Source organism: Glaciihabitans sp. INWT7 (assembly GCF_014217685.1).
In the GTDB taxonomy this organism is placed as follows: Bacteria; Actinomycetota; Actinomycetes; order Actinomycetales; family Microbacteriaceae; genus Lacisediminihabitans.
Genome location: NZ_CP043653.1, coordinates 652,024 through 670,735, shown reverse-complemented (window position 1 = coordinate 670,735; position 18,712 = coordinate 652,024). Strand labels below are relative to the sequence as shown.

Below are 18,712 nucleotides of genomic sequence, written 5' to 3'. Positions count from 1 at the left end.
GGGAACCGCACATGAGCGATGCACTTCCAGCACAGCACCGGGCACATCCCGCGCCGTTCGAAGCGCTGCCGAGCAAAGTCATCCGGTCGCCGTTCCAACCGGATGAATTCTTCGGCTCGCAACCCGCGACGCGAGCCACCCTGCCCGACCCCCAGCCGCTGCTGGAGAACCTCACCCGGTGCGTCATCGAGATCCTGGCCGGAGCGCGCGAGCTGGAGCAGATCTCCCGGTGGGTCACCGACGACGTCTATCGTCATCTGCTCAAGCGGGTCGTGTTGTCGGCACGTGCCCGTCAGGCCACCGGGCAGGTCGTGCGTCGCCCCACCTTCTCCGTCGGCTCGACCTCGGTGTGCGAACCCCGCGACGGGGTGGTCGAAGCCGTGGTCATCGTGCACGGGCGCGCCCGCACGCGAGCCGTGGCGTTCCGGCTCGAAGGCCTCGACAGCCGCTGGCGCGCGACCGCCATCAACGTGCTGTAGAAAAGTCTGCCGGCCTAGCGGTCGGAATTCTCGTCATCGTCGTCGTCGTCGAGTTCGGCGAGGGCATCGTCGCGGGATTCGCTTGCCTTGACCACGACACGATCGCGCGCTTCCTCGCCGCGTTCGCGCAGCTCGGCTGCCGTGTTCGAGACGCGCTCCCGAAACTCCTCGGCGGTCTCGGTGGTGCGATCCGCGACATCCTTCGCCATCCCGGTGGTGCGGTCGGCAACATCGCGCGACATCGTGGTCGTCTTGCCGGCGACGTCTTTCGCCACACTGGAGACACGCTCGGCGATGTCGGTGGCGACCGTTGCGGTGCGGTCCGCGACTACCCGGGCGGCATCCGCCGTGGCACGCGCGCCGTCGGCGACGGCAGCGGGGGTAGCTTTGGCGATCGACTCGGCCTTCGCGCGCACTACCGGGGCCTGCTGGCGTGCATACTCCTCGACCTCGGTGCGGGTCTTGCGAACACCGGGGCTCTGCCACAGTCGCTGGCTCGCCCGTTTGATCTGCTCGTAGCGTTCACGGCCCGCACGGGCTCCGAGGACATAACCGACAGCGAGCCCGATGACGAGCAGGAACTTGGATCTCATGAGACCAGCCTATTGAGTGCAGCGGGAAGCGCGAGGGGGTTGACGCTCACCGGATCGGTGGTCTGACGAGGAGCGGGAGGATCAGCCCTTTCGCTTGTCCTGCGCACGTCGCTCGGCTCGGTTCGCCGGAGCGGCGCCACCCTGACCGAATGCGCCGCGCTGGCCCTCGGCGGTAGCAGCCTTACCGAAGGCCGAACCGGCGCCCGCCGCATCCTGTGCTTCCTGCGCCTTGGCCGTCGACGCCCGATCGAGCTGGCCGCGCGCATTGCGCACCTCCACCTCTCCCTGGTTGTCGGCATCCGGCGCGGAATAGCTCAGGCGTTCGGCCGGGGCGGCGTTTCCGGTAAGACCCTTAGCCGCGACGGTCGGAACAGCAGCGGTGGCCTCGCCACCGGTCACTTCGACCTCGAGGTTGAACAGGAATCCGACGGATTCCTCGCGGATCTGGCCCATCATGCTCTGATACAGGGCGAAACCCTCACGCTGGTACTCCACGAGGGGATCGCGCTGGGCCATCGCCCGCAGGCCGATGCCGTCCTTGAGGTAGTCCATCTCGTAGAGGTGATCGCGCCAGCGACGGTCGATCACGGAGAGCACGACCCGACGCTCCAGCTCGCGCATCGCTGGTTCGCCGAGTGCGGTCGTGCGGGCGGCGTACTGCACCCGGGCATCCGAGAGGATCTCCTCGGTGAGGAAGGCGGTGGTTACGCGGTTTCGCGATCCGGCCTCACTGAGCAGCTCATCGATGGTGATCGACACCGGGTAGAGCGTGCCGAGCTCGGTCCAGAGCGCTTCGAAGTCCCAATCGTCGGCGTGCCCGTCGGAGGTGTGCACATCGACGACCTCGGTGATCACATCTTCGAGGAACTTGGAGGTGCGGTCCTGCAGATCGTCGCCTTCGAGAATGTGCCGGCGGTCCCCGTAGATCGCTTCGCGCTGACGGTTGAGCACGTCGTCGTACTTGAGCACGTTCTTGCGGATCTCCGCGTTGCGCGACTCGACCTGGCTCTGAGCGCTGCGGATGGCACGGCTGACCACCTTCGACTCGATGGCGAGGTCATCCGGAACGCTGCCGCGACCCATGAGGGACTCGGCGGCGGCGGAATTGAACAGTCGCATCAGGTCGTCGGTGAGCGAGAGGTAGAAACGGCTCTCACCCGGGTCGCCCTGGCGACCCGAGCGTCCCCGAAGCTGGTTGTCGATGCGACGCGACTCATGGCGCTCGGTGCCGAGAACATAGAGCCCTCCGGCGGCGACGACCTTTTCGGCTTCCTCCTGCACGACGCTCTTGACCCGGTCGAAGACCGTGTCCCACTCCTTCTCGTACTCCTCCGGAGTGTCGACCGGGCTGAGACCGCGCTGGTTCATCTCGGCGACGGCGAGGAACTCCGCGTTGCCTCCGAGCATGACGTCGGTGCCTCGGCCTGCCATGTTCGTGGCCACCGTGACGGAGCCCAGGCGTCCGGCCTGGGCGACGATGGCGGCTTCGCGAGCGTGGTTCTTGGCGTTGAGCACCTCGTGCTTGACACCGCGCTTGGCGAGCAGCTTCGAGAGGTATTCGCTCTTCTCGACGCTCGTCGTGCCCACGAGCACGGGCTGGCCCTTGTCGTGGCGAAGAACGATGTCTTCGACGACCTGACCGAACTTGGCCTCCTCGTTCTTGTAGACGAGGTCCGACTTGTCCATACGCTGCATCGGTTTGTTGGTGGGGATGGAAACCACACCGAGCTTGTAGGTGGCCATGAACTCTGCGGCTTCGGTCTCGGCCGTTCCGGTCATGCCGGAGAGCTTCTTGTAGAGGCGGAAGTAGTTCTGCAGCGTGACGGTCGCGAGGGTCTGGTTCTCGGCCTTGACCTCGACGCCCTCCTTGGCCTCGATCGCCTGGTGGATGCCCTCGTTGTAGCGACGTCCCATCAGGATGCGGCCGGTGTGCTCATCCACGATCAGCACCTCGCCGTTCATCACGACGTAGTCCTTGTCCTTCTTGAACAGGGCCGAGGCCTTGATCGAGTTGTTGAGGAAGGAGATGAGCGGGGTGTTCGCCGACTCGTACAGGTTGTCGATGCCGAGGTAGTCCTCGACCTTCTCGATGCCGGGCTCGAGCACGCCGACGGTGCGCTTCTTCTCGTCGACCTCGTAGTCCACCTCCGGAACCAGCTTGGTGGCGAGGTTTGCGAACTCCGCGAACCAGCGGTTGGCCTCGCCGGACGCCGGGCCCGAGATGATGAGCGGCGTGCGGGCCTCGTCGATGAGGATGGAGTCCACCTCGTCGACGATCGCGTAGTTGTGACCGCGCTGCACCATGTCGCTGGCCTGCCAGGCCATGTTGTCTCGCAGGTAGTCGAATCCGAACTCGTTGTTCGTGCCGTAGGTGATGTCTGCGGAGTACTGCTCTGCCCGCTCCTGCGGCGTCTGGCCGGACAGGATGACGCCGGTGGTCATCCCGAGCGCGCGGAAGATGCGACCCATGAGCTCGGACTGGTAGCTGGCGAGGTAGTCGTTGACCGTGATCACGTGGACGCCGCGGGACGGGATGGCGTTGAGGTAGGCGGCGAGAGTCGCCACGAGGGTCTTGCCCTCGCCGGTCTTCATCTCCGCGATGTTGCCGAGATGAAGTGCCGCGCCACCCATGAGCTGCACGTCGAAGTGGCGCATGCCGAGGGTGCGCTTGGCGGCTTCGCGCACGGCGGCGAACGCTTCCGGCAGCAGATCCTCGAGCGACTCGCCGTTGGAATAGCGCTCGCGGAACTCCACGGTCTCGTTCTTCAGATCCTCGTCACTGAGGGCACTGAAGTCGTCTTCCAGGTGGTTGACCGCTTGCGCGTATCGCTCCAACCGTCGAAGCACTCGACCCTCGCCGACACGGAGGACCTTTTCGAGAACGTTGGCCACTGCTAACTCCAGATGAATGTGGGATACGCCACGACAGCACCGCGGAGCGGCGCCTGTGACCAGTTCGTAATAGTAACAAGACTAGCCGGTGGCATAGCTGTCGGTCGGATCCGCGCGTACTGTGAGCCCGCTGTGCGGCGACCCAGAAGTGGGGCCACCGCGACAGCGGTGACCCCACGGTCTGAACGGACTCCGCGGTCAGCCGCGCTTCTTGCGCGAAGCGGCCGATGCCTCCTGCAACTCGGCGGAGGAATCGTCCAGACCGATGACCCCGTAGTCCCAGCCCTTCCGTCGGTAGACGACACTCGGCCGGTCGGTCTCGGCATCCATGAACAGATAGAAGTCGTGACCAACGAGCTCCATGAAGTAGAGCGCATCGTCCACGGTCATCGGCACCTGGGCGAACACCTTCTTGCGGATGACCACCGGGCTCCAGGCCTCCTCCTCGGCTTCCGCATCCGGGTCTTCGATCACGGAGACGGAACCGGTGCGCACCTTCTCCATCACGGCGGCATCGGCCGGTCGCACATCGGTGCCACTGAATCCTCCGGCGGTCGCCTCTCGAAGCGAGGTCGGCCGGTGCTGTCCGCGGTGCACCTTGTGCCGGTCCTTGGCCCGTCGCAGTCGCTCGACGAGCTTGTCCAGCGCGAGATCGAGAGCCACGTACTTGTCGGACCCATTGGACTCCGCCCGCACGAGCGGTCCCGGTCCGATGAGGGTGAGTTCGACCCGATCGTCGCCACTCGAGCCGTTCTTCTCGTTGTGTCGACTCACCTTGACTTCGAAAGCGAGGGCCTTATCTGCGAGGTGGGAGATCTTCTCGGCCTTTTCGGTTGCGTATGACCGAAATCGATCCGTGATCCCTACGTTGCGACCGTTGATGGAAATTTCCATGGCGCTCCCCAGTTCCTATTGACTTGACGGCACGACGCCCAGTGGAACCAGGCGATAATTCCGCGCCTCTTTTCCCCACCGTAGCCCTCGCCATGCATCGCTGTCACTGCTTATCTGAAGCTCTTATGACAAACCCAGCGAATGTCGGGGAGTTGCCGCGAGGACCGCCGCCGCCACCACCTCGGCACCGCCGGCGCGCAGCGCGCGAGTGGCCTCGGCGAGGGTTGCGCCGGTGGTCAGCACGTCGTCGAGCACGAGAAATCGTCGGCCTTCGAGACCTCGGGATGCGATCATCGATCCCGCGAGGTTCACTGCTCGCTGATCCCGGTCGAGGGTCTTCTGGCTCGCACGGTGGTGCAGGTTTCCGAGCGCCCGCACCGGGCGGGGCAGCCCCGTCGCGCGGGCGAGCACGGGCACCGGGTCGTAGCCCCGACGGCGAAACGAGGCTCGCCTCGTGGGAGGCACCGCGAGCTCCAGCTCGCCGGGGTCCCACGCGACGGCGCGATCGACCGCACCGCCGAGTGCCACTCCCAGCGCCCTCGCGACATCCGTTCTGCCCTGCTCCTTGAAACCGAGGATGACCCGGCGAACCACTCCGTCGTAGGCGAGAGCCGACCACACTGGAGTGCCGTCGTCGAGCGACCGGAGGAATGGCCGTGGGGCGAGCTGACTGCGGCAGGCCGCGCAGAGCGCACGGTCCTCGCCGCCGCAACCGGCACACGACACGGGCAGCAGCACCGCGAGCGCATCGAGGGCCGCCTCCCGCAACCTACTCGCCATCGTGGCCGGCTCCTGCTCAGACGAGGGCTCCGGGGCGAATGACATGGAACGAGTCTTGCGTGCTCACCGCCCGTGGTGGGCTCCGTCGATCTATCCGCGGGCTCGGTGAGGAGCGCAAGCCCTGGGGAGGACGAGAGCCAGAAGGACGAGAGGCCGGAGGACGAGAGACAGGAGGACGAGAGACCGGAGGACGAGAGTCAGGGAACTAACGCTGCGTGGCGACGAAGTCCACGGGCACTTTGGAGGACTGCCAACTGCTGCCACCCCAGGTGTAGATGGCCGAGTCGTCCCGACCGACCACCCGGAGGCCGTCTTTGCCCTTGTTTCCGCCCACGATCTGTCGAGAGGGGATCAGCGAACTGAGGGCGGTCTTCTGCCCGCCGATAGCGAACAGCTCTACTCGAGACTCGCCATCGGCGGTGATGAGCGTCGCGACTGTCCACTGGTCGACCCACGTCGCGTCCACGGCCACCCCGTTACCGAGGGAGACGTCCACGATGGCGGGACCCAGTCCGGTGGGCTCCAGCTTCTCGTTGCGCAGGATCGCTGCCACCATGAGCCGCGGGCCGGTCGGCGTCGACAGGAGCATCACCACTCGCGCGCCCTCGCGGGAGACCTCGAGGGAGACCATCTGCGATCCGTCCTGCAATTTGGCCGAGATGCTGTGCTGAGTGCCGTTCGAGTCGAAGACGATGATCGAGTTGGGTGCGCTCGCGGGAACCGACCAGAGGTACCCGTCCTCGTCGAGCGAAGGGGCGATGAGGTCGGGTCGCGGATCGATCAAGACGGGGGCGCCGCTCTTGCGCACGAGCGAGACCCCCGCGCTGCCGAGCACAGCGACCTCCTGCTGGTCCGACGACAGGGTGGCATCCTTCGGTGTGAGAGCGATGACCTTCGAGCTGATGCCGGCCAAGTCGGCCACGCGGTTGTTGGCGTAGAACCCGAACTCGTTCTTGCGCAACACCAGAGCCTGGCTGTCGACGGACATGTCGACCTGCGGCGCCGCCGCACCGAGATCGTCGATCTGCACCGGCGTCCCCTGGATCGACAGACTCACCTGCGAGATGCTCGGCACCGACCGCAGGCTCTCGGTGAGCTGCAGGTACATGTACTGGCGATCGCGCGCGCTGGCCTCGAGGGCCTCTTTCGAGAGGTCCACTTCGGCAACCCCCTCCACCTGGGTCACCACGCTGCTGGCGTCGGAGAGCTTGGTGCCGTCGGGGAACCGCGAGAATGCCGCCCCCTTGAGCCAGTCCGGCGGACCCGCGAGCAATGCGGTCACGATGCGCGTGGATGCCGTGCCGCTCGGGTACCAGCGGATGTCGGGAACGAGATACTGGTTGTCGGGCGCGAAGAAGTACACCGGGTACTGGCGGAAGATGCGCTCGAAAGTCTGGTCCGCGAGCACGATGCCATCCGGTGCCGCGCTGATGCGCCACTGGCCGCCTTCCTTGACGAAACTGAAGGGCAGCGTGAAGGACTGGCTGCTCTGCGAGTAGGCGCCCGAGCCGTCGACGGTGCCCGTGGTATCGAAGGAATAGCTCAGTTTCGTGTCGTCGACCGGGCTGATCTGCGGCGCGCCAGAGCGCACCAGCACGCTCTGCCGCGGATCCCACTTCGTCGAGAACGCCTGCGATAAAAACTGCTTGGAGATGGCATATCCGCCGGTAGCCGAGGTGAACGAGGCGATGAAGCCCTTGAGGATGCCCTGCTGGGTCGCGCCGCGCTCGGGCCCCTCCGGGTTGAAGGCGACATTCGACCCGCTGTTGTCCTCGCTCAGCGACAACCCGGCATTCACCGGGCCAGAATCGGGGATGCTCACGCAGGCGCTCAGCGCAAGCATGGATGCCGCAAGCAGAGTGGCGAGCAGCGCGGGACGGGGCCATCGACCGCGACGCTCAGGCACCCTGCACCTCCTCGAGATGGATGGCGTCGTCCGGTGGCAATTCGAGCGGAGAGGAGACGATCGCCAGCCCGCGCTCCCGTGGAAGGGTGAGGCGGAAGCAGGTGCCGACACCGAGCTCTGACCAGACTTCGAGCGTGCCGTCGTGCAGAGTCGCATCTTCGAGCGAGATGGCCAGGCCGAGGCCCGTGCCACCGATCGTGCGCTGGCGAGACGGATCCGCCCGCCAGAACCGGTCGAAGACCCGCGAGACATCCGCCGGCTTCATTCCGATGCCGTAGTCACGCACCGTGAGCGCGATCGCCGTGGCATTGCTGTCCACCATCACCACGATGGGGTTGCCCTCGCCGTGCTCCACCGCATTGCCGAGCAGATTGCGCAGCACGCGACGGATGCGGCGAGCGTCGATCTCCGCCTCGAAATACCCACCCGGCGCGACCAGACGCAGCGATGATCCGCGCTGTTCGGCGAGCGGTTGCATGCCGTCGACGGCATCCTCCACCAGGAGCACGAGGTTGGTCGGCTCCAGCTCGAGCTCCACAGCGCCGGCGTCATACCGGCTCACCTCGAGCAGGTCGGCGAGAAGCACCTCGAAGCGTTGCACCTGAGTGTGCAGAAGCTCGGCCGTGCGAGCTGTCGCGGGGGCGAAGTCTTCGCGGTGGTCGTAGAGAACATCCCCGGCGAGACGGATGGTCGTGAGGGGCGTTCGCAGTTCGTGGGAGACATCGGAGACGAAGCGCTGCTGCAGTCGTGACAGCTCGGCCAGTTGGGTGATCTGCTTCTGGAGGCTGTCGGCCATGCCGTTGAACGAACGCGCGAGGGTGGCGATCACGTCGTCCCCCTTCTCCGGAATGCGCTGCTCCAATTGACCGGCGGCCAGCTTCTCACTGGTTTCTGCGGCGAGCCTGATCGGGCCGACGACCAGTCGCACCACCGTGTAGGTCACCGCGCCGATGAGCAGGACGAGCGCGAGACCGCCGAGGGCGAGGGTTCGCTGCACGTACCCGAGAGTGGTCTGCACCGACGAGAGGTCGTAGACCAGGTAGAGCTCGTAGCTGCCGGCCGCCGGCACCCTGATCTGTGACCCGACGACGAGCCCGGGTGCCCCATTCGGAAGCGTCGCCGACTGGTATTGCACGTGCGTGACATCCTTGATCACCCGCGCACGGAGCGAGTCGGTGACGACGCCGTCCGGGAAGTTGGTGGAGGACAGGGGCTGCATGTTCTGCGGGGTCTCCGCCTGCCCCGGGGTTCGTTTGATGGCGAACTTGGTGCTGCCCGGCGACGTCGTCGAGGGCAGGATCTTGTCCGTCACGGAGTTCGCCACGTTGTCCAGCTCGACCGTCGGCGCCTGGTCGTCGGTCGGCTGTGCGGCGTCGAAGGTGCTCTGGGCCTGATTGTGGATGGTGCGCGCCTCCTCCTGCACCTGCACGCTGCGGGACGCGAACAGGTTGTTGGAGATGCTCACGGAGATGAATCCGCCGATCACGATGACGGCCAGTCCCGACAGCAGCACCGTGATCGCCACGGTGCGGAACTGCAGAGAGACCCGCCAGAACCGCACGAGGCGATTGAGGTAGGAGCGCCAGTCGAGGCTATTCACGAATCACAGATCGTCATGACACACCGCTGATGTCAGTTGCTGGAGCCCGCGCGATAGCCGACGCCCCGAACGGTCATGACGATGCGGGGGTTGTCCGGGTCTTCCTCCACCTTTGCGCGCAGTCGCTGCACGTGCACGTTGACGAGGCGGGTGTCGGCTTTGTAGTGGTAGCCCCACACCTGCTCGAGCAGCATCTCCCGGGTGAAGACCTGCTGCGGCTTGAGGGCGAGGGCGAGCAGCAGCTCGAATTCGAGAGGCGTGAGGTTGATCTTCGAGGCGCCGCGTTTCACTTCGTGCCCCGCGACATCCAGCTGCAGGTCACCCACCTGCAACACGCTGGTCGATGCCGTCGGCGTGGGACGGAGGCGGGTGCGGATGCGAGCCACCAGCTCCTTGGGGTTGAAGGGCTTGACGACGTAATCGTCGGCTCCGCTCTCCAGCCCGCGCACGACATCCGTCGAATCCGACTTCGCGGTCAGCATGATGATCGGCACTCCGGACTCGGTGCGGATCTCCGCGCAGACCTCGATGCCGTCCTTGCCGGGAAGCATGAGGTCGAGAAGCACGAGGTCGGGCTTGCTCTCGCGGAACGCGGCGAGCGCGAGGCTGCCGTCGCCGCAGAAGGAAGGCTCGAAGCCTTCGGAGCGCAGCACGATTCCGATCATTTCCGCCAGGGCGGTGTCGTCATCGACTACGAGAATTCGTGCGGTCATATTCCGGTCTTCATGGTGCGGTTCGGGTCTGAGACAGACTCAGATGCTTTCGCATAAGAGTAGTGGAGTGTGAAAGCATAATCGCATGGGCTGCAGAGGCCGCCGGATGCCCGCAAACTGAGAGCATTGGCGAGACGAGGGGATCACCTGTGACCGACGGACACGGCACCAACGAACAACAGTGGGCGAGCCCGGGGGCATCGCCAACGCCCGCTCCACCCGTGCCGCCGATCGCCCCGCCGGACCCCCGGTTCCGCGGGCAGAACGCCGGCGCCCCGAACGGCCCAGGATACGGCTACAGCACCGGGTATGGCAGCGGGGCCCAGCCCGGCTGGACACCTCCGCCGAAACCCGGGCTGATCCCCTTGCGGCCCCTCGACCTCGGCACCATCCTCGGCGCCTCATTCCGGGTGCTGCGCCGCAACCCCAAGGCGACCTTCGGCGCGGCCCTCCTCATTCAGGGCAGCGTCTACCTCCTATTGATCCTCGTGGTGGCGGGGGTCACCTTCGGGGCGCTCTCCCGGATCGACTCGAGCAGCAGCCAGAATGCGGACCAGATCACGGCCGGAGCGACCGGTCTCATCGTCGTGGCGTCCATCATCCCCGGCCTGCTTGCGGTCGTCGCCGCAGCCGTGCTCCAGGGCATCATCGTGCTCGAAGTCTCGCGCGGCGCCGTCGGCGAGAAGCTCTCTCTCGGATCACTGTGGAAGAGGGCCCGCGGTCGCATCGGGGCGCTCATCGGCTGGGCCGCCCTGCTCGTTCTGGCCTCGACGGTCGTGATCGGCATCATCGTCGTGATCATCGTCTTTCTCGTCGTGAGCCTCGGGAACGGAGGCATCGTCGCGGCGGTGATCATCGGCATCTTGGCCTTCTTCGGCCTCGCCGTGGTCTACGTGTGGTTGAGCACGAAACTCGCTCTCGTCCCGAGCGCGTTGATGATCGAGCGGATGACCGTCCGCAATGCCGTCGCGCGCTCCTGGTCCCTCACCGAGGGGTATTTCTGGCGCACCTTCGGGATCTCCGCGCTTGTCGCCGTGATCGTGGGGATCGTGAGCCAGGTGGTGACCTTCCCGATCAACTTCATCGCCCCGATCGCCACCGGCCTCATCGACCCGCAGGGTCAGAACGGCACCGGGACTGTCGTGCTCGTCGCGGTCCTCTCGTTGCTCGTCATCGTGGTCGCGGTCGTGTTCCAATCGATCACCTCGGTGGTGCAATCGGCCACCACGGGGCTGCTCTACCTCGACCTGCGCATCCGCAAGGAGGGTCTCGACCTGGAGCTGGTGCGCTACGTCGAGGCGAAGCAGACGGATGCCGCTGTGCCGGACCCCCTTCTTCACGGCGCGCCGGTCGCGAGCCAGCCGGTGCCCGACGAGTCTCCGTGGGCGTGATCTTCACGTCTCTCGCGGGGGTCCCCGCGGACGTGCCGGTGGATCCGGATTCCGCGGAAGCACAGCGCTGGGTGATCCAGGAACTGTCGAAACCCGAATACCGGGCCGCGCAGCCCACCTGGTTCGACCGTGCCTCGAAGGCGTTCCTCGACTGGCTGCAGTCGCTCAGGATCGACAGCGGAGCCGGCGTGCAGGGGCCGATCCTGATCCTCGCGCTGATCGTGATCGTCGCCGCTCTCGTCGCCGCCTTCTTCATCTTCGGGGCCCCGAGGCTCAACCGACGCAGCGCGGCGAGCGGCATCCTGTTCGGCGACGACGACGCCAGGGACGCCGCCGCGATGCGCCGCGCCGCCGAAGACGCCGCAGGCCGCTCGGACTGGGTTCTCGCCATCGAGGAGATCTTCCGCTCGATAGCCCGGGGGCTGGCCGAACGCACCCTCGTCACGGTCTCCCCCGGCACCACCGCGCGGGATTTCGCCGTGCGAGCCGGGGTCGTGCTTCCCGGATACTCCGAGCGGCTCACGACCGCAGCATCCGCCTTCGACGACGTGCGCTACCTCGGCCGGGAGGGCACGGAGTCGGCCTACGGCGAGGCGGCGAGGCTGGAGAAGGACCTGCGATCGGTGCGCCCGGCGGAGCAATCGACAGTGGGCGCACGGTGACGGCGACAGTGACGGCAACTGCGACGGCAACTGCGACGGCAACCACCGTCACGCCGACCATCCGCGTGGCGACGCGCAGGTCTTTGTTCTGGATCGTCGCGGCGGTCTTCCTCATCCTGATCGCGGTGATCGCTCTCGCCGCCACCGGCGCCTCGAGCGGAGGAGTGCCCTTCTCGGCGACCAATGCAGCACCCGCGGGCAGCAAAGCCATCGCGGAGGTGCTGCGCCAGCAGGGGGTGGATGTGTCGGTGCCCGCCACTCTCTCCGGCGCAAAGTCCGCCCTCCGTCGCTCCGCCGGCTCGACGCTGTTTCTCTTCGACCCGGACGGCAATCTCGACAAAGCCCAGCTGCGGACCCTCGCGGCGCTTGCGCAGCGTTTCGTGGTGCTGTCGCCCACCTACGCGCAGGTCTCGGCACTGGCCCCGGAAGTCGGTCTCGCCGGCATCGTCAGCCGCAGCTCCCTCGCCGCGGGCTGCGACCTTCCCGCGGCCCGCGCGGCCGGTCGGGTGAGCGGTGCCGGATCCGGGTTCCGCGTGCTGGATCCCGCCGCAGAGACGACCGCGTGCTTCGCGAGCGGAAAGCGCACCTTCTCCGTCGTGGACATCGTGCGGGACGGCCGGCACATCACCGTGGTCGGCACGACGGACGCTTTCGACAACGAGCATGTCTCCGAACGCGGCAACGCGGCGCTCGCGCTCAGCCTGCTCGGGCAGAGTGACCGACTGGTCTGGTATCTGCCCACGATCGACGACTCCTCGATCAGCGGCCCGAGCATCGCCCAGCTCACTCCGGCCTGGGTCGGCGGGGTGTCCGCCCTGCTGGTCGTCGTCGCGATCGCCGCGGCATTCTGGCGCGGACGACGCCTCGGCCCGCTCGTGGTCGAGAACCTTCCGGTCGTCGTGCGGGCGAGCGAGACGATGGAGGGCCGCGCGCGGCTCTACCAGAAGGGCGCGGCTCGCCTGCGGGCGCTCGACTCACTGCGCATCGGTTCGGTCTCTCGACTGGCCATCCTGTGCGGGTTGCCGCGTCTCGCGACGGTGGACGACGTGATTGCGGCGGTCGCGCGCGTCACCGCCAGGGACCCCGCAGAAATCAGCGGCCTCCTCCTCACCGCGGAGCCTCGAAACGACCGCGAGCTGGTGCGGCTCTCCGATGAGCTGCTCGATCTCGAACGCACCGTCGCCCGCGACATCCGCCCGTCCTGACCCCGACCGACACCATGGAGAATGAACGAATGACCGAGACCGACCTGGCCGCATCGTCCCCCGATTTGTCCGCGACCGACACCGCGGCCGGATCCCCCGCGCTCCGGGAGCAATTCGCCCGGGTGCGGGTAGAGGTCGGCAAGGCGGTCGTCGGGCAGGATGGAGCGGTCACCGGGCTCATCATCGCGCTGCTGGCCGGCGGTCACGTGTTGCTCGAAGGTGTTCCGGGCGTCGCGAAGACGCTCCTCGTTCGCACCCTGAGTCGGGCACTGCAGCTCGAGACGAAGCGTGTGCAGTTCACGCCGGACCTCATGCCGGGAGACGTCACGGGTTCGCTGGTCTACGACGCGCGCAGTGGAGAGTTCGACTTCCGTGCCGGACCCGTGTTCACCAACATCCTGCTGGCGGACGAGATCAACCGCACTCCGCCGAAGACACAATCCGCACTCCTCGAGGCGATGGAGGAACGCCAGGTGAGCGTGGATGGCGAGACCCGTCCGCTGCCGGTGCCGTTCATCGTGGCCGCCACCCAGAACCCGATCGAGTACGAGGGCACCTACACGCTGCCGGAAGCTCAGCTGGATCGCTTTCTGCTCAAGCTCGTGCTCGAGATCCCCGAGCGCGCCGACGAGGTCGAGGTGCTCACCCGCAGTGCCGCGGGCTTCAATCCCCGCAACCTCCAAGCCGCCGGCGTCACCGCGGTGCTGGATGCCGCGCAGCTGGCCGCCGCGCAAGTGGAGGTCGGTCGGGTGCGGGCATCCCCCGATCTGCTCGCCTACATCGTCGACCTGGCGCGGGGCACCCGCCAGAGCCCGAGCGTGAAGCTCGGGGTGAGCCCGCGCGGCACCACCGCGCTGCTCGCTGCCGCCAAGGCGTGGGCGTGGCTCAACGGATTCGACTCGATCACTCCCGACCACGTGCAGGCGATGGTGCTTCCGGTGTGGAGGCACCGCATCCAGCTTCGACCGGAGGCCGAGCTCGAAGGGGTCGCGTCGGATTCCATCCTGCGCGCGATCCTCAGCCAGGTGCAGGTGCCGATCTAGATGCGAGCCCTCTGATGGCGTGGTCCGGACGATTCGTTCTGCTCGTCGCGCTCGGGATCGTGCCGATCGTCGTCTTCGACCAGCCCGACTGGCTCGGCCTCTGGCTGCTCTTCGCTGCGCTCGTCGGGGCGCTCGACCTGCTGCTCGCCGGCTCTCCCCGCCAGCTCCGGCTCGAGCGGGAACTGCCCGAGCGGGTGCGACTCGGCGAGACCGTGGCATCCGCCCTGCTGCTCACGAACGCGGGTCGACGAACCGTGCGCGGCATCGTGCGCGACGGCTGGCAACCCTCCGCCGGCGCGGCACCGACGCGGGCCCGTCTGGCGCTCCCGGCCGGCGAGCGACGACGGATCGAGACATCCCTCACCCCGTTCCGTCGGGGCGAACGCCGTGCCGCGCAGGTGACCGTGCGGTCGTTCGGGCCCCTTGGACTGCTTGCCCGCCAGGCGACGATCGAGCTGCCCGGCGCGATCAGGGTGCTCCCGCCCTTCAACTCCCGCAAGCACCTGCCTTCCCGCCTCGCCCGCCTGCGCGAGCTGGACGGTCGAACCAGTGTGATGATCCGGGGGCAGGGCACCGAGTTCGACAGCCTGCGGGAATACGTGCGCGGCGACGACGTGCGCTCGATCGACTGGCGCGCGACCGCACGGCGCAGCGACCTGGTCGTGCGCACCTGGCGCCCGGAACGGGATCGTCGCGTCGTGATCGTGATCGACAGCGGACGCACCTCCGCCGCCCGCATCGCTAACGAGCCCCGCATCGACACGGCATTCGAGTCGTCACTGCTGCTCGCGGCGCTCGCCACCCGGGCGGGTGACCGGGTCGATGTCGTGGTCTTCGACCGTCGAGTGCGCGGCAGGATCCAGGGGGCGAGTGGGCCAGAGTTGCTCTCACGCATGGTCGACGTGATGGCCCCGATCGACCCGGAACTCATCGAGATGGACTGGTCGGCGGTGCCCTCGCTCGTGCGATCGGTGACGAGTCAGCATGCACTCGTCGTGCTGATGACGTCGATCGACGCGGGCGGCGGATCGCGCGGACTGCTCGGGATGCTGCCCCAGCTCACGCGCAAACACACCGTCGTCGTGTCTTCCGTGACCGACCCCTCCGTGCTCTCGGCCTCGGTGGAGCGCGGCGACCGGGACGAGGTCTATCGCGCGGCAGCAGCCGAACGTTCCATGCTCGACACCACCCGCGTATCGGCAGCCATCCGGCAGCTCGGAGCGGATGTCGTCACCGGCGCCCCCGCGGACCTGCCGCCTACCCTCGCTGACCGCTACATCGCCTTGAAAGCCGCCGGGCGGCTGTAACCCCCCCCCCCCCCGTCGAGCAGCGAGCTCCAGCAAGCATCCCGAGACCCTCCCCATCTCCGAAAACGCAGGACATTCGCCACGAAAAACCCGCTGTCCTGGCATAAGTGACGATTTAGTGGCGGATGTCCTGCGTTTTGCGTTGAGCAGGGAGCGGTTGAGGAGGGCGCGGATGTTCGGGGCGCACAGCACACGACGAGACGCCCGGTCCGCGAGGGCCGGGCGTCTCGTCGTGAGGGGCTGCTGCGCTAGCTCCCGACGTTCACCGGCTGGTGGGAGGAGTCCGGCGCAACGATTCCGAGTTCGGAGCGGAGCGTGTCTCCGAGGCCCGCATCGACGCTCGTCCAGTACCAGAGGAATCGCTCCTTGATACGGTCGACGGTCAACGAGTTGTACTGACCGACCAGGGTGCCGACGAGACGCTCCTTCGAGGCGTCATCGAACACCTGGCGGTACAGCGTGCCCGCCTGGCCGAAGTCGTCGTCCTCCGAGTGCAGGGTCTGCGCCGCACGGATCAGCTCTCCGTCGGTGTCCCAGCCGCCGACTCCGGCCTTGGCCGGATCGGCGACCGGCCCACCGTAGGAGTTCGGCACGTAGGTGCGCGCCGTCGCATCGCTGAACTCGTAACGCATGTGTCCCTCGTGCTCGTAGTTGTGCACTTCGGCGGCGTGCGGCTGGTTCACGGGGAGCTGGTTGTAGTTGGTGCCGACGCGGGCGCGCTGGGCATCCGGGTACGAGAAGACGCGTGCCATGAGCATCTTGTCCGGGCTGATGTCGATGCCGGGCACGAGGTTCGAGGGCGAGAATGCGGCCTGCTCGATCTGGGCGAAGAAATTCTCCGGGTTGCGGTTCAGCGTGTAGTGGCCCACCGGGATGAGCGGGTAGTCGGAGTGCGGCCAGACCTTCGTGATGTCGAAGGGGTTGAACCGATAGGTCTTCGCCTCCTCGTAGGGCATGATCTGCACAAAGACGTCCCAGGTCGGGAAGTCGCCGCGCTCGATCGCCTCGTGGAGGTCGCGGCGGTAGTAGTCAGCATCGGCGCCGGCGATCTTCTCGGCTTCCTCCGCGGTGATGTTGTGCACACCCTGGCGGGACTTGAAGTGGTACTGCACCCAGAATCGCTCGCCCTCGGCATTGATCCACTGGTAGGTGTGCGATCCATAGCCGTTGAGCTCGCGCCATGAACGGGAGAGTCCGCGGTCGCCCATCAAATAGGTGACCTGGTGGGCCGACTCCGGCGACAGCGTCCAGAAATCCCACTGCATGTCTGCATCGCGCAGTCCGGAACCACCGAGGCGCTTCTGGGAGTGGATGAAGTCGGGGAACTTCATCGCGTCGCGAATGAAGAACACTGGCGTGTTGTTGCCGACGATGTCGTAGTTGCCCTCGGTCGTGTAGAAACGGAGAGCATAGCCGCGCACATCGCGCCAAGTGTCGGGGGATCCCTGCTCGCCGGCGACGGAGGAGTTGCGCTGCAGCACCTCGCTCTTGGCGCCCGGCTGGAAGACTGCGGCACGGGTGTACATCGACACGTCCTCGGTGACCACGAACTCACCGAAAGCGCCGCCGCCCTTCGCGTGGGGGTTGCGCTCCGGCACGCGCTCCCGGTTGAACGAGGCCAGCTTCTCGACCAGGTAACGGTCGTGCAGAGCGGTGACCCCGTCGGGCCCGGTGGTGAGCGAATACTCGTCGCTCTCGACCGGCGTTCCGGACTGGGTGGTAGTCGGTTCTGTCACTGGTCTATCTCCTTAATCGTTGGCAGTAGAGAAGTCATGGGGAGCGCGGGGAGCGTCAATTCCTGGCAGGAGGCGCACTGCCCCCAGAAGGTCACTTCGGCTGTGGCGATCGCGAAGCCGTTGGTGTCGATCGGAGTGAGGCAGGGAGCCGAACCGTGAGCACAGTCGACATCGGCAACCGCGCCGCAGGTCGTGCAGACGACATGATGATGGTTGTCTCCGATCCGGCGCTCGTAGAGGGCGGCGGATCCGGCCGACTCGATGCGACGGATCATCCGGGCGGCGGTCAGGTCGGCGAGCACGTTGTGCACGGACTGGATGGAGAGACCGGCGCCAGAGGCCACCCTCAGCCTCTCCGCCGTGGAGTGCGGATGCTCCGCGAGCGCTTCGAGCACGGCGAGACGACCCGGCGTCACGCGCAGCCCTGCGGCTCGAAGCGCGGTCCCCAGCTCGACATCCATCACTTCCAGTGTGCCACTAATCGTGAACCACTCAAAATTACGATGCGCTCAGGCCGCGACGATTCTGCGGGATCCCGCCTCGAACTCGTCGAGATCGCCGGTCTCGCCCGCGCGCACGGCACGGCGGCCGATGACCCACTGGTAGAACAGGAACGACCCGAGCGCCACGGTGCCGATACCGATCTTGATCGCCCAGGGCCAGTCCTGGCGGGTGACGAAGCCCTCGATGATGCCGGAGACGAGCAGGGAGAGGACCAGGCCGATGGCCACGGCGAAAAGGGCGCGTCCCTCCTCGGCGAGCGCCTGCCCCCGGGTGCGGGCACCGGGCGCGATCCAGGCCCAGAAGATCGTCATCCCGGCCGCCCCCGCGACGAAGATCGAGTACAGCTCGAGCTGTCCGTGCGGCGCGATGTAGAGGAAGAAGATGTCGAGCCGGTCGTGGGACGCCATGAGGGCACCGGACAGCCCGATGTTCTGCGCATTCGAGAACAGGAGATAGGGCGAGTAGACCCCGACGATGCCGTAGGCGATGCACTGGGCGGCGAGCCACGCGTTGTTCGTCCAGACCTGCCCGGTGAACGACGACGGGGAGTGGTTCGAGTAGTAGTTCACGAAGTCCTGCTCCACGAACTGCTTGCGGAACTCCTCGGTGCCGAAGTGGGAGAGCACGCCGGGGGTGGTGAGCGCCCAGTACCCGTAGAGCAGGGCGATCGCCGCCGTTGCCAGGGCGACGATCAGGCTGGTCCAGCGGATGCGGTACAGCGCCGCGGGAAGCTGCGCCCCGAAGAACGTGGGCAGCTGGCTCAACACGTTGCTGCCCGCGCCGGTGAATCGCAGCCTCGCCCGCGACAGCGACAGCGACAGGCGGTCACCCTGCACCGACTGCCCCGCGGTGGTCTTTATCGCGGAGAGCTGACTGGCGCCGGACTGGTACCGCTCGATCAGCTCGTCGGCTTCGCTGCCGGTGAACCGTCTCTTGGCGCCGAGCCGGGCAAGCTCGTCCCACTCATCGCGGTGCGCGGCGGAGTAGGCATCGAGATCCATCTGTTT

16 protein-coding genes are annotated in these 18,712 nt (G+C 66.8%); 6 read left to right on the top strand and 10 right to left on the bottom strand.

Going from position 1 to position 18,712, the window contains the following annotated elements; all coding sequences use genetic code 11:
• Positions 1–11: 11 nt before the first annotated feature.
• Positions 12–479 carry an Rv3235 family protein gene (locus F1C58_RS03245; protein ID WP_219732023.1) on the top strand — a complete coding sequence of 156 codons (468 nt, stop codon included), beginning with the start codon at positions 12–14 and terminating at the stop codon, positions 477–479.
• Between the two features lie 14 nt (positions 480–493).
• On the opposite strand, the gene F1C58_RS03240 is transcribed toward F1C58_RS03245, so the two are convergent.
• The 7 genes from F1C58_RS03240 to mtrA form a co-directional block, all read right to left on the bottom strand.
• Complete coding sequence (locus F1C58_RS03240; protein ID WP_185202585.1) at positions 494–1,072, bottom strand: protoporphyrinogen oxidase; 579 nt, start codon at positions 1,070–1,072, stop codon at positions 494–496.
• Positions 1,073–1,153: 81 nt separating this feature from the next.
• The gene (secA, locus tag F1C58_RS03235) at positions 1,154–3,964 is read right to left on the bottom strand and encodes a preprotein translocase subunit SecA (protein ID WP_185202584.1); all 2,811 of its coding nucleotides are present in this window, start codon (positions 3,962–3,964) and stop codon (positions 1,154–1,156) included.
• Positions 3,965–4,162: 198 nt separating this feature from the next.
• Positions 4,163–4,858 (bottom strand): ribosome hibernation-promoting factor, HPF/YfiA family, encoded by a 696-nt coding sequence (gene hpf, locus F1C58_RS03230; RefSeq protein ID WP_185202583.1) that lies wholly within the window; start codon positions 4,856–4,858, stop codon positions 4,163–4,165.
• Between the two features lie 123 nt (positions 4,859–4,981).
• Positions 4,982–5,683, bottom strand: a complete 702-nt coding sequence (locus F1C58_RS03225) for a ComF family protein (RefSeq protein WP_255461235.1) — start codon at positions 5,681–5,683, stop codon at positions 4,982–4,984.
• A gap of 160 nt (positions 5,684–5,843) precedes the next feature.
• Positions 5,844–7,544, bottom strand: a complete 1,701-nt coding sequence (locus F1C58_RS03220) for an LpqB family beta-propeller domain-containing protein (RefSeq protein WP_185202582.1) — start codon at positions 7,542–7,544, stop codon at positions 5,844–5,846.
• Positions 7,537–9,144, bottom strand: coding sequence for an MtrAB system histidine kinase MtrB (gene mtrB / locus F1C58_RS03215; RefSeq protein WP_185202581.1), 1,608 nt, complete (start codon positions 9,142–9,144; stop codon positions 7,537–7,539). The genes F1C58_RS03220 and mtrB overlap by 8 nt, the downstream gene beginning before the upstream one ends.
• Before the next feature lie 32 nt (positions 9,145–9,176).
• Complete coding sequence (gene mtrA, locus F1C58_RS03210) at positions 9,177–9,857, bottom strand: MtrAB system response regulator MtrA (RefSeq protein WP_185202580.1); 681 nt, start codon at positions 9,855–9,857, stop codon at positions 9,177–9,179.
• A gap of 149 nt (positions 9,858–10,006) precedes the next feature.
• Here mtrA and F1C58_RS03205 point away from each other — a divergent pair, with 149 nt between their 5' ends.
• Genes F1C58_RS03205 through F1C58_RS03185 form a run of 5 tightly spaced genes read left to right on the top strand, consistent with a single transcriptional unit; the run spans position 10,007 to position 15,465 of the window.
• Positions 10,007–11,248, top strand: coding sequence for a hypothetical protein (locus tag F1C58_RS03205; RefSeq protein WP_185202579.1), 1,242 nt, complete (start codon positions 10,007–10,009; stop codon positions 11,246–11,248).
• Positions 11,245–11,910: a DUF4129 domain-containing protein gene (locus F1C58_RS03200; protein ID WP_255461234.1), complete on the top strand. Its 666-nt coding sequence runs from the start codon at positions 11,245–11,247 to the stop codon at positions 11,908–11,910. Before F1C58_RS03205 ends, F1C58_RS03200 begins: the two co-directional genes overlap by 4 nt.
• A gap of 8 nt (positions 11,911–11,918) precedes the next feature.
• Complete coding sequence (locus F1C58_RS03195) at positions 11,919–13,115, top strand: DUF4350 domain-containing protein (RefSeq protein ID WP_185202578.1); 1,197 nt, start codon at positions 11,919–11,921, stop codon at positions 13,113–13,115.
• A 29-nt stretch (positions 13,116–13,144) separates the two neighbouring features.
• A complete protein-coding gene (locus F1C58_RS03190) occupies positions 13,145–14,158 on the top strand; it encodes a MoxR family ATPase (protein WP_185202577.1) in 1,014 nt (337 codons plus the stop codon).
• Between the two features lie 14 nt (positions 14,159–14,172).
• Positions 14,173–15,465: a DUF58 domain-containing protein gene (locus F1C58_RS03185; protein WP_185202576.1), complete on the top strand. Its 1,293-nt coding sequence runs from the start codon at positions 14,173–14,175 to the stop codon at positions 15,463–15,465.
• Positions 15,466–15,713: 248 nt separating this feature from the next.
• On the opposite strand, the gene F1C58_RS03180 is transcribed toward F1C58_RS03185, so the two are convergent.
• Genes F1C58_RS03180 through F1C58_RS03170 form a run of 3 tightly spaced genes read right to left on the bottom strand, consistent with a single transcriptional unit; the run spans position 15,714 to position 18,706 of the window.
• Complete coding sequence (locus F1C58_RS03180; protein ID WP_185202575.1) at positions 15,714–17,201, bottom strand: catalase; 1,488 nt, start codon at positions 17,199–17,201, stop codon at positions 15,714–15,716.
• Entirely contained in the window at positions 17,198–17,662 is a 465-nt protein-coding gene (locus tag F1C58_RS03175) for a Fur family transcriptional regulator (RefSeq protein WP_185202574.1), read from the bottom strand. The genes F1C58_RS03180 and F1C58_RS03175 overlap by 4 nt, the downstream gene beginning before the upstream one ends.
• A 48-nt stretch (positions 17,663–17,710) precedes the next feature.
• The gene (locus F1C58_RS03170; RefSeq protein WP_185202573.1) at positions 17,711–18,706 is read right to left on the bottom strand and encodes a stage II sporulation protein M; all 996 of its coding nucleotides are present in this window, start codon (positions 18,704–18,706) and stop codon (positions 17,711–17,713) included.
• Positions 18,707–18,712 lie beyond the last annotated feature (6 nt).